The organism is Psychrobacter sp. FME5, assembly GCF_014861375.1.
In the GTDB taxonomy this organism is placed as follows: domain Bacteria; phylum Pseudomonadota; class Gammaproteobacteria; order Pseudomonadales; family Moraxellaceae; genus Psychrobacter.
In genome coordinates, this window is sequence record NZ_RRYX01000091.1 from 1 (window position 1) to 12,449 (window position 12,449).

Here is a 12,449-nt window from a genome sequence, read left to right on the forward strand (position 1 = left end):
CGTATTAGTAAGCATTTAATCTAAATGGCAGTTACACAGAATCTGGGATGGTCTCAAAAACTGGCACGAAATTATAAGTCTATGCTGTATTTGGCTTGTACTATGATTCATTGTAAACTGAATTAGGAACACGCCCTAATATTGTTATTGGCATTAAATTCATTTCGTTATATTACTCTCTACTCTTAATATATTCTCTCAGTTAATCATAACTGTCCAGTGATTCATTGTAGTAAACCTGCCAAGAAGGAGTAAAATCATCGCTATTAAGATAAAAACCCTTTCCAATTAGAAAAAAACTTAACCATATTAAAAGAAAAGCAATTGATATTGAAGTTCTTCTAAAAAACTTCCTATGTTTCATATTAATACTCAACTTCTGAAAATATTAGTAGCCATATAATTCGTTATATTTATTTTCCATTTGGTCTATATATTAATTTGCTGACTCTACTCCTTCTTCTATGATGATTTTATCAATTTATTTTTTCATAAGTATATAATTCTTATCAACTAGATAGCGTGCGTCATTTAATTCATCATTATGATTTTTTTTGGTAATTAAGTAACCATGACCAAATCCAAACAATCCTACAGCGAAAAATGCAATAACAAGTGTTTTCTTATTTATTAGAGCTTTGTACGCTGCCATAATTTTAAAGTTGGGTTTTAGCATACTATTTGCACACAGCTATTTTTTAACATTTTTCTGAGCCTCAGCAATCAACTCATGAATCTTGGCACTTTCTTTTAACACACAAACGTCATATGCAGAGAGCGGCTCAGGTTCCTGCTCCTTTGCCTGTGCTTGCTTGGCTTTTTGTTCTAGATATTTTTGCAGATCATCTTGGTCAGAGTTATTAATCGTTTCTCTTTCTTACTTTTTAATATCCACAAAAAACGGCACTGAAATCAGCGCCGTTTTATAAGTCATGATAATTTAAAAGCTAACTAAGAGTCACCAAAATCAATCCCAGCTTAAAATCACTTTACCGCATTGCCCACTTTCCATGATATCAAAGCCTTCTTGAAAATCATCAATGTGCAGGCGATGGGTAATGATGGGCGACAAATCAATACCGCTAATCAGCATTTGCTCCATCTGATACCAAGTCTCCCACATCTCACGCCCATAAATACCTTTTAGGGTTAACGCCTTAAAAATAATCTTGCTCCAATCCACCGTGGTGGTGTCAGGTAAAATGCCCAAGAGAGCGATTTTAGAGCCGTTATACATGTTACTAATCATCGAATCAAAGGCCTGAGGCGAGCCAGACATTTCAAGCCCAACATCAAAGCCATGCATGTTTAACGTATCGATGGCGCCTTCGATGGTTTCACCTTTGGCTGGGTTTACGGTCATAGTCGCGCCCATTTTTTTGGCAAGCTCTAAGCGATAATCGCTGATATCACTCGCCACAATATTACGCGCCCCTGCGAAGCGGCAAATCGCCGTTGCCATTGAACCAATCAGCCCCGCACCGGTAATCAGCACATCCTCACCAAGTACAGGAAATGATAAGGCGGTATGAGTGGCATTGCCAAAGGGATCCATAATGGCTGCCATGTCATCACTGATACGCTCATCGAGTTTTATGGCATTATCGGCAGGTATCACCAAATATTCGGCAAACGCGCCATCGCGGTCAACGCCCACGCCTATAGTGTTTTCGCACACATGTAGCTTACCACGGCGGCAGTTACGACAATGCCCGCAAGCGATATGTCCTTCGCCTGTGACTCGATCACCCACTTCAAAATGCTGCACACCATCGCCCACTTCACTAATGATACCGACGTATTCATGTCCGATAATCATTGGTGTTTTTATGGTTTTTTGTGACCACTCATCCCACTTATAAATATGCAAATCTGTACCACAAATGGCGGTTTTTTTAATTTTTATTTTAACGTCATTGATGCCAACTGTAGGTTCTGGCATGTCTTGCATCCAGATGCCTTTCTTGTCATGGGCTTTAACCAGTGCTTTCATACTTTTCTCTTATTTAGCTGTGTTGCATTTTATTGTTGAATCTAGATAAATACTGAACTGCTCTTAGGGTGTGTTAAACACGTTCTAATCAATCACCTTCATTTGCTTGGCGACTTTGATGAAGGCGGCGATACACTGGTCTAGCTGCTCGCGAGTATGGGCGGCAGAGAGCTGGACACGGATGCGAGCCTCGTCTTTAGGTACGACAGGATAGAAGAAGCCAATCACATAAATGCCCTCGCAAAGCAGCGCATCTGCCATTTGCTGAGAGACAGTTGCGTCATAAAGCATAACCGCACAAATTGCCGATTCGGTGGGCTTGATATCGAAGCCCGCATCTTGCATTTGCTTAACGAAATAGGCGGTATTTGCATGCAATTGGTCTTGTAAGGTATTGTCTTGCGCTAGCATCTCAAACGCTTTTACCCCAGCTGCAGCCACCATGGGAGGAATGGAGTTTGAAAACAGATACGGGCGTGAGCGTTGACGCAACATCTCAATTATTTCCTTTTTACCCGTCGTAAAGCCGCCGATAGCACCGCCAAATGCCTTGCCTAAGGTACCAGTGATAAGCTCAATATCACCACGTAGATTAAACAATTCAGTCACGCCGCCACCAGTGCGACCGACGACGCCTGCTGAATGCGACTCGTCAATCATCACCATGGCATCATATTTTTGTGCCAACGCATAAATCTCATCCATTGGCGCCACATTACCATCCATTGAAAACACACCATCGGTGACAATTAAACGAAAACGCTGTGCTTGCGCCGCTTGTAATTGAGTCTCTAAATCTTGCATATCCGCATTGGCATAGCGGAAACGTACGGCTTTACACAGGCGCACACCATCAATGATTGAGGCATGATTTAACGAATCAGAAATAATGGCATCCTCGCCGGTCAGTAGTGGCTCAAATGCACCGCCATTGGCATCGAAACAGGCCGCATAAAGAATCGTATCTTCGGTATTAAAAAACTTAGAAATCGCCGCCTCTAATTGCTTATGCAAATCTTGCGTACCACAAATAAAACGCACCGATGACATGCCATAACCTGAGTCTTCAATGGCTTGAATAGCCGCCTTTTTAATCTCAGGGTGGTCAGACAATCCAAGGTAATTATTGGCACAAAAGTTAAGCACCTCACGGCCATCGGCGATCTTGATTAGCGCATCTTGCGGGGAAGTTATAATGCGCTCGGTTTTATACAATCCTGCCGCGCGTATATCGCTGATTTCTTGCTGTAGATGCTTCTGAAAAGCTTGATACATAAAGGTTCCTTTTTTAATATTATTGGAGTCTGCTTTGATAATGCAGATATTAGGACCGATGATAAGACCAAATTATCAAAGCCGCGCATCACCCTAGCTTTCAGTAAAACTGACGATATTAGAAACCAACGATATGGTGCGAGCAGTGATACTACCTATAACCCCGTAAGCGGTAATTTTATCATTAGCCCATCTCAATAAGTAGCCTAAATAGCTAAGGGGCTGTATAGAATTCAGCTAAGGAACTGACAGAGACTATTTTGTTGAAACTATATATGTTGTTTGATTATAGTATTGGCCTCAAGGCTGCCTATTCCTGTCTCATCAAGCAAAAGACATCAACTTGCGCATCTTCATAATGCCAATGATATAAGGTATTGACGGATAGATGGCTATTCATCCTTCGAACTCTCTAAAGTCTCGCCTTGCGCTTCAGCGATCAACTCATGAATCTTAGCGCTTTCTTTTAATACACAAGCGTCATACGCAGAGAGAGGCTCAGATTTCTGTTCTTTTTCTTGCTCTTGTTTGGCTTTTTCTTCTAGATATTTTTGCAGCTCATCTTGTTCGTTATATTGTGAGTGACCCATGGTTTATTCTCCTGATTATTTAATTATCCGCTATTCGCTATCCGATTTAGTATAGCGGCTAATCTTGCGTTGTTGTCTTCGATATATTTATCACCTAGCGCGATGATCTCAGCCGCTGATTGCACGGTTTTGGGATAATCTTTAAGTCCACTTTGGATAGCGTCATTGCCATTTGCGACCATCTTAACGAGACTGTCTTTAGTCACTTCAAAATGACACTGCCAACCCATTACCCAATTATCTAAAACTTCATGCTGCGGAGTTTGATAGATAAAGCCTTGATTCGCCCAAGCCTCTGACGTTGCGATAATACTCGCCCCTTTTGGACAGTCAAAACCATCGCCATGAAAGTGAAACACGGTAAACTCTTGCTTAGGTAAATCCTGTAATAAAGGATGCAGCTGTCCTTCGGGCGTCAAACGAATGGGTAACCAACCGATTTCCTTTACGCTAGACGGCTGGACACTAGCGCCCAAACAATGCGCGAGCAGTTGCGCCCCTAAGCAGATACCGATTACCGTTTTTCCAGTATCAATAGCTTGTCTAATCAAGTGCTTTTCAGCGCTTAACCAAGGATATTTTTCCTCATCGTGGACGCTCATCGGTCTACCCATCACGATGAGCCAATCAAAGCTGTCTTGCGCTGGCAAGGAGTCGTTATCGTAAGATCGACTAACGCTCATCCTATGATGGTGGTTATTTGCCCATTGTTTGATGAAACTCAGGTCTTCGTAATCGGTATGGAATAGGGCGTGGATGCGTAGTGTCATTTTATACCTTTTCATTAAAGAGCCTTATATTAGGGCATGTCCTCAATAAGATATGAACTTAATAAAAATCATCACGATCCGCATACTTATTGTTTAGTGCCTTTAAAATCGCATAAGTTTCTAAATCCATCTCGCCAGTTGGCTGCTGTGGTTTAAAGTGTAATTGAAAGGCATAAATCACATCACGACTGGCTTTATCCCACTCATCGCTGTCGTTAATTTGATAACCGTAGTCGCGAAAGGCTTGTTTGATCTCGGGTATCGTTGCCGCTGTAAACTCGTCTTGATTCGTAAAGAACTGTTTATCAAATTCATCATACCAAGCGCCAATACCGTAATCGATATACAATCGCTGCCAAGGGAACTTTGCACCGGGGTCGATTTTGCGCGTAGGCGCTAGATCAGCATGACCAATGATATTTTTTGGTGAGATGTCATATCTCTTTGCTAGGTCTTGTACCAGTTGCCCGACTTTTTTAATCTGCAATTCATCAAATTCGACATAGTGCTCGTAAGGATGGTAGTCGAGTTTGCCATTTTTTAGCGCCTGACGATATTTAGGTTGAATGCCGCTATTGACAATTTCGATGCCGATAGAGGTATCGTTGAGTATCGTTCTGCCTGCAAAGCCGCCATTACCAGCATGCCAAGCACGTTCGCTTTCAGGCACTAGGTTATAAATTTTATTATCGTTGCTGTCTAAAACCAGATAGTGGGCGCTGACTTGACCGGTGGTCAATGTTTTTAGAGATCTGGCATTATTGCTCACCGTATAATGCAGGACGATGGTTTTAATACGCTGACTTTTGCCAGAGGCTTGATAGGTTTCGCTATCTATGATGTATTTTTCAGGAGTGGCTACTTGAGAGGTCGTCGTAGCGCATCCAGTGAGTAGCGAGGCTATAAACAATGTCGAAAATGCTAAAGCAGTAATATTTTTTGCCATGAAGTGCTCTATGTGAATAAAGGCGTGCTGATAAGATCACCTTATTTTAAGTTTGTATTGCTATTAAATGATTATGAGGTTCTTTAAGGCTTTGTTTTCAAACCTTCTCAATCTTCTTCGCCAAAACCACCTTCCAGCTTTCTTCCAAATACTCAATTGCCAGCCAAGGCTTAATCACCTTAGCTTCAAATTTTTCTTTTGAGTTCGACAATTGCCATAGCTTATCTAATGTTGCGAACGGATAAGGTCGCTCGATTAAATAAACCGGTAAATCAGCGCTAATAATGCCCGCGCGTTCTACCTCAAAGTACCAGCCAGCGATACCTTGTTTGGTCACCCACGAAGCGATATTGGGTACTTTGCTAAACTGTCCGATTTGGTCGTTGATTTTATAGCAAGGACGGCGCGGCTGAACAATGCGTAATTGCACGCTGTCGCTATTATTATCAGTGCCATTGTTTTCATCTTTTCCATACTGAAAAACGTCTCCAATACAGACAGTCGTCTCGTCCATCTCTGGTAAACCGTTCACTGCTTCGGTGGTTAGATTTTCGCCCAATGTGCCGATACGTACTTTTAAAGCAAATTCTGCGTTAATTTTTTCGTAAGTCGCAACTGGCAATTGATGCACCGCTTTTAATGGGCCACCATGATGACGTCGATCGGCTTGTTCATCGGTGGTCAAGCCCATAAAATCGACAGCGACAGGTGCTTTGATGGGCGCTTTATCGATAGCGCTCATTTGCTCACGGGCGAACGGCATGGCTTTGCCAGCACGGACACAGATTAGGTTAGCGATATGTAGCGGCAGCGCTTGGTTGAAGTTAGCCTTGGTGGTCTGAGTGGATCGGGTAGAGGTTTTTACTGTTTCTATGCTCATTGAATGTCCTAAGAAAATATTCTTGAATCATGGCAACTATCTTAGCGTAATCGTTGGCGGCTTTCAGCTTATTTAAAACGTGCAGTAGGTTCAACTTAGGAACGATATAGAGGATTCACTTTAAAATCGATACAGTAGCAGGTAGTTATTAATGCTTTGATTTTATTTTGAACTGCTCATGCCTATGACTATTTATCAACGCTCAGGCATAAAAAAAGGCCAGATAATTCTAGCCTTTTTTATTTATACAACATATAGCAGCAAAGTGATTTTAGTTACGAGGACCCGCTTTTTTCTCACGTGGTACAGCGACCAGCTCAGCCAATTGATCAGGCGATGACCATAGACCTTCTAGGTCGTAGAACTCACGTGCTTGCGGGGTCATCATATGCACGACGACAGCGCCCAAATCAATCAGCGTCCAGTCAGAGTCGACACCGCCTTCACGGCCAAGTGGCATGAAGCCCGCTTGCTTGGCTTCAGCGCCGACACTGTCAGCCATTGCCCGTACATGGCGTTTTGACGTGCCGTCAGCGATGACGATGCGCTCCATTACGTCGGTCAAATCTTCGACGTCGATGACGGTGATGTTTTTCGCTTTCATATTGTCTAGCGCGCTTTCAACGAGGGTCAAACACTCTTTTAAGCGGTCGTCGGTCATGGTGTTGGTCATAGATCTTAATCTCTTGAATCGTAAATATTAAAAATAAAGGGGTAAATTATCAACTTGCTTGAGTTGGTGTTGTCCAACTGAGTATAGGTAGCCAGACGTTTTTAGAGTTGGCATGGGCAAAATGATAAAGATAAGGTGATTTTAACGGAATTGAGCAGCAGAATATAGCTGATGGGCGATAATATATTGATAAACAGCAGGATTTAGCCATTTAGTTACTGGATTGGCTTTGGGATGGCTCATAATATCATTTATTGGCACAGCAGAGGCAATTTGCGTTTGGGTGGCGTGTTTTATATCTAATGACATAGACGCTTGCTGTAACTGTTGCCGTATTTGCGTACTCGATACCGCGGCGATAGCGCGCGAGTCTATATAAATATGGCCTTGATATCTATTTTTTAAAACACTGCTATCCGCTGAGCTTTGAGTATTTGGTGTTAAAAGCTTGGCTATCGAGTCGACGACGAAAGGGTGTAGCGATGTGGGAAGTTGAGACTGTAATTGAGTCGGCATATTATTCTCAAAGACGTTTTTATTAATATTAACGGGGTCGTTACGATTAAAAACCCATAAGTTGACGTAATCTGTCAGTGTTAAACCGTCTTTCCATTTTTCCAAACTGCGCGCACTGTCCATTCCCATCATAAATATCAAACTGTCTTGTGGGTGGTGCGCGCGCAATGTTGTCACACTATCGATGGTATAGACAGGCGGCGTTTGCCATAGCTCAAGCTCATTAACTTCTAGCGGTGTATTTTGAGTCGCCAATTTTAACATGGCCAATCGATGCGCAGGATTAGTGCTATGTTGTTTAAATGGCGAGCGCGCATTGGGCAATAATGAGACGTGTAGCGCACGCTGTTGTTGCTTAGCTATCGGCAATAAACATTCATAAACGTACAACGCCATTTGCAAATGACCATCATGCACTGGGTCAAATGAGCCACCTAAGTAAGCACGAATGGCAGGTTTGGACTTTTGACTTTGGCTTGATTGCTTATTAGACGTATTTAACATAGGCGATGTATCAATATTACTTTTCACTGAGTATATTCAGCATTGACTATATCACCTTTAACAGCTAATAAAAAACCGACTATCATAATGACAGTCGGTTATATATGAAAACGCTTAATAAATATTACAACGATTAAATCGCATCGCTATAAGCTTGGATGGCGGTGAGAGCGATGGTATAGACAATATCATCGACCAGTGCACCACGTGACAAGTCGTTTACTGGCTTGTTCAAACCTTGCAACATCGGACCGACACTAATGACATTGGCACTGCGTTGAACTGCTTTATAAGTGGTGTTGCCCGTATTGAGGTCTGGGAAGATAAAGACGTTGGCTTGTCCGGCAACCGGTGAGTCAGGCGCTTTTTGCTTGCCGACGCTCATCACAGAGGCCGCATCATACTGTAGTGGACCATCGACTTTTAGATCTGGCGCACGTTCGCGTACGATTTGGGTCGCACGAGTGACTTTTTCGACATCTGCGCCTGTTCCTGATGAGCCAGTAGAGTAGCTAATCATGGCTACTTTTGGATCAATACCGAAGGCAGCAGCAGACTGTGCTGATTGAATAGCAATCTCTGCCAGCTCTTCCGCGTTAGGATCAGGGTTGATGGCACAGTCACCGTAGACCACCACTTGCTCAGGCAACAGCATAAAGAATACTGACGACACGAGCGAGTACTGCGGTGCGGTCTTAATCAACTGAAATGCTGGACGGACGGTGTTGGCCGTAGTATGAATCGCCCCAGAGACTAAGCCGTCGACTTCGTCCATTTGGAGCATGGTAGTGCCTAGATAAACGGTATCTTTTAGGTACTCAGCAGCGACATCTGGGCCAGTCTTGCCGTTGCGGCGTTCCACGACTGCAGCGATATATTTGCTCATATCGAGGCTATCAGGATCGATAATCTCTAACCCTTCGGGCAATACCAAGTCGCGGTTTTTGGCCACTTGTTCGACTTCACTACGCTTAGCAATTAACACACAATTGGCAATACCACGGCTTTGACAGATACAAGCCGCCTCTACCGTGCGCGGCTCACAGCCTTCTGGTAGGACGATACGTTTCTTAGCATTTTGCGCTTTTTTGACCACTTGATGGCGGAACGCTGATGGTGATAAGCGCGTCTCATAATCTTGGCTGAAATACTCTTTAATCCAGTCAAGATTTAGATGTGCGGCAACATAACGAGCCACTTCTTCGGCGCGCTCGGTATCATCACTTGGAATCTCAGCGCTCATATGGACAAGGCTTTGTACCGTCTCATAACTGTCGCTTTCGACACTCATCACCGGGATGCCTGTTTTGAGCGCAGAATGCCATAGCTCAGCGACGGTGTCACTTGGCTCGACGCCACCTGTTAATACCAGACCTGCTAGTGGGATGCCGTTGATACAGGCCAAGCCAGCCGCCAATAGCAAATCATCACGATCACCAGGTACCACGACAAGGGTGCCGCGCTTAAAGACTTCATCAATACGGGCAACGGAGCGTGCAGTTAAGCTAATACGGCTGATACGGCGTGATTTTGCCTCACCGACATTGAGCCATTTGGCATCAAGCTCAGCGGCGATATCCCAGGTACGAGGCACAGAGAGTGAGTCACTAAAAGGTACCACGCCGATTAAACGAAAGGCTTCTGTGTCAAAATGAGGTGATAAACGCTGGACTTCTTGCATGAAGTTTTCATCTAAACTGACGACGGCTTCACCAGGAGCGACAGGTTGGGTCTCAAAAGTGTTTGGTACATTTTGCACACGCATCAAAATCACACCAAGCGTGCGCTCATGGGCGATACCGCCAAACTCACGAGCGTGGACATCGAGCTTATCGGCCAGATAAGCGGGTTTGCTGGTATCAGCGGTACTGACAAATATAATTTTGGCATCAAGCGCGTGAGCAATGGCGCGGTTGATTTGTGAGGCATAGGAGGTCTCGGTGGTTGGTACCAGCCCCTCACAGATGACCACGTCATGGTCGTCACCGATGGTATTATAATTGACGACCACTTCTTCGAGCAGGTCATCGAGATTGCCATCACCAATCATGCGCTCAACACGCTGACGGTTGATAGACTTAGGCGGGGTTAGGCCAAAAGCATGCATGGTTAAGGCGCTTGAGCTGTCTAAGCTGTTTTGCTTATCGAGCGTATCGTCCTGCAAAAATGGCTTCATAAAGCCTGCTTTTATACCGTTGTAATCAAAAGCACGGATCAGTCCAAGTGCTGCTGAAGTCACACCGATACCGCGGCTGATGGGAACGAGTAAAATGGTTTGCATAAAGTATCCTACGGTTTATTATATTTTTAAAGCTCAATTCATCCGTGCTGAAATGAGCAAAACGTCGCGCTTCTTGTCTCATTTCTAAAAGACAGTATTTCTAAAAGACAGTACTTCTAAAAAAAGGTCTCTAAAAGACAGTATTTCTATAAGAAGCGCTGAGCAAAAATAATCGAGATTAATCTAAGTTTAAAGCCTGACGAGTTTCTTGAGCGATGCGGCATTCTTCATCGGTTGGCACCACCCACAGCTCGATGTTACTATCGTCTGAATGGAAGCTGCCTTCACTACCACCGACCAAGCTGGCGTTCTTATCAGTATCTACTTTGATACCAAAATGCGGCATCATCTCTAAGATACGTGTACGCGTGGTGACAGAATTTTCACCGATACCACCAGTAAAGACGATACCAGTAAAGGTAGGTAGAGCGCAGCTTAGACTGGCAAGATATTTAGCGACGCGGTAGCAGAACATTTCGATAGCAAGTTTGGCGTCTTGATGACCTTCATCAGCCGCTTGCTCGATAGTGCGTAGATCATTGGATAGGCCTGAGATACCAAGCAGACCACTTTCTTTATTGAGTATCGTATCGATATCTTCTAAGCTCATACCAAGCTGACGCTTTAGGTGTATGTGTAAGCTTGGGTCGACATCGCCACTACGTGTCCCCATCATTAGGCCCTCAAGTGGCGTCAGTCCCATACTGGTATCAAGACTTTTGCCATCATAAACGGCCGTCGCTGAGCAACCATTACCTAGATGAGCTGTGAGCCAACCATGTGGCGCTTTAGACTCAGTAATTTCGCTTGCACGCTCTGAGACGTAGGCATGAGAGGTACCATGGAAACCATAACGGCGGATTTTATGCTCTTCGTACATAGCTTTTGGTAGCGGATAGCGGAAGGCAACAGGCGGCATGGTTTGATGGAAAGCCGTATCGAAGACGACCACTTGTGGGATTTCAGGATAAATGGCTTGTACCGCTTCGATGCCCAAAGCATTAGCAGGATTGTGTAGCGGTGCTAATACTTTTAAGCGTTTAACTTCTGCTAAGACATGGTCGTCAACACGAACCGCCTCAGAGTACTCACGGCCACCATGCACCACGCGATGCCCCACTGCGATAAAGTGGTACTGCTCTAATAGTTCAAGAATTTTTTTCAAGGCAAGCTCATGGCGGCCACCAGTAATGGCAATTTCTAACTTGTCGCCATTGAGGGTAGTGTGTTTGATACGGGCCGTATCGAGTCCTAAGTTTTCGGCTAGGCCAGTGATACGAGTAGTGTCGTCGTCGCTAATCAGCGCGTATTTGATAGAAGAGGAACCGCAGTTAAGGACTAGGGTAGGGTTGGTCAAGGTTGATGCTTCGGTGTTTTTATCATCAAAAGTGGTGGTTAGGCTGGCGCTCATACTCTATCCTTAGATTATATTTTATAAATGGTGACTCATCCTAGATGAACACCGGTAAATACACAAAAACCAGCCATATCCATGCTGACAAACGCCAAACAAGTACATTGCTGATCTCGGTTACTCTGGGTCTGGAACTATTTGTCACGGTCTATCAGTAACACTATCAGTATCGATGAGTCGCACGCTAGCGCCTCATTACAGCCACAAGACCTGAGTATAATGTAACATATTTTGGTGGCTATACCACGATAACTATAAGGTTTAAAAATTAGGGCTTCGGATGGCTCAATACAACTGTACACCGAGCTTAGCCAGTATTTATCAGAGGCCACGACTGAAAACAAATACTAATAAAAATTGTAAGTAAATTTTTCTAAATAAGCATAAAGTCGCTTTCATTAGCTGAGTGCTGAATGGAGAGTGCTGTTATTAATATAGTCGGTGGTGTTCTAAAAAGTATGCTGGCATCAGACGTAGCCATAATTGATGTAAAAGAACACCAAATCAAACACTTTAAAATGATTATCAAGCTTTTTTGAGAAGCAACAAGTCTTTCTAACCGCTCGTCTTAATCGGTGTCTAAGGCGACAGTTATTACCCTCTATAC

General features: G+C 43.8%; 11 protein-coding genes. All 11 read right to left on the minus strand.

What is annotated here, in order from left to right:
• Positions 1-967 precede the first annotated feature (967 nt).
• Positions 968-1,993 carry an L-threonine 3-dehydrogenase gene (tdh, locus tag EI161_RS10945; RefSeq protein ID WP_192529555.1) on the minus strand — a complete coding sequence of 342 codons (1,026 nt, stop codon included), beginning with the start codon at positions 1,991-1,993 and terminating at the stop codon, positions 968-970.
• 84 nt (positions 1,994-2,077) lie between these two features.
• Positions 2,078-3,268, minus strand: coding sequence for a glycine C-acetyltransferase (gene kbl / locus EI161_RS10950; RefSeq protein ID WP_192524105.1), 1,191 nt, complete (start codon positions 3,266-3,268; stop codon positions 2,078-2,080).
• A gap of 392 nt (positions 3,269-3,660) precedes the next feature.
• Positions 3,661-3,858, minus strand: a complete 198-nt coding sequence (locus EI161_RS10955; RefSeq protein ID WP_192524106.1) for a hypothetical protein — start codon at positions 3,856-3,858, stop codon at positions 3,661-3,663.
• 23 nt (positions 3,859-3,881) lie between these two features.
• On the minus strand, positions 3,882-4,643 hold the full coding sequence (locus tag EI161_RS10960) for a type 1 glutamine amidotransferase (RefSeq protein WP_225735349.1): 762 nt from the start codon (positions 4,641-4,643) through the stop codon (positions 3,882-3,884).
• Between the two features lie 43 nt (positions 4,644-4,686).
• Complete coding sequence (locus EI161_RS10965; RefSeq protein ID WP_192529556.1) at positions 4,687-5,574, minus strand: N-acetylmuramoyl-L-alanine amidase; 888 nt, start codon at positions 5,572-5,574, stop codon at positions 4,687-4,689.
• Between the two features lie 97 nt (positions 5,575-5,671).
• A complete protein-coding gene (locus EI161_RS10970) occupies positions 5,672-6,454 on the minus strand; it encodes an MOSC domain-containing protein (protein ID WP_192529557.1) in 783 nt (260 codons plus the stop codon).
• Positions 6,455-6,725: 271 nt separating this feature from the next.
• Positions 6,726-7,127 carry a ribosome silencing factor gene (gene rsfS, locus EI161_RS10975; protein WP_192529558.1) on the minus strand — a complete coding sequence of 134 codons (402 nt, stop codon included), beginning with the start codon at positions 7,125-7,127 and terminating at the stop codon, positions 6,726-6,728.
• 141 nt (positions 7,128-7,268) lie between these two features.
• Entirely contained in the window at positions 7,269-8,147 is an 879-nt protein-coding gene (locus tag EI161_RS10980) for a nicotinate-nicotinamide nucleotide adenylyltransferase (RefSeq protein WP_192529559.1), read from the minus strand.
• A gap of 133 nt (positions 8,148-8,280) precedes the next feature.
• Positions 8,281-10,428, minus strand: coding sequence for a phosphate acetyltransferase (gene pta / locus EI161_RS10985; protein ID WP_192524113.1), 2,148 nt, complete (start codon positions 10,426-10,428; stop codon positions 8,281-8,283).
• A gap of 178 nt (positions 10,429-10,606) precedes the next feature.
• Positions 10,607-11,839 (minus strand): acetate/propionate family kinase, encoded by a 1,233-nt coding sequence (locus tag EI161_RS10990; protein ID WP_192524114.1) that lies wholly within the window; start codon positions 11,837-11,839, stop codon positions 10,607-10,609.
• 470 nt (positions 11,840-12,309) lie between these two features.
• Positions 12,310-12,449: IS1 family transposase (locus EI161_RS10995; protein ID WP_192528726.1), on the minus strand; the 140-nt coding region annotated here is incomplete at its 5' end.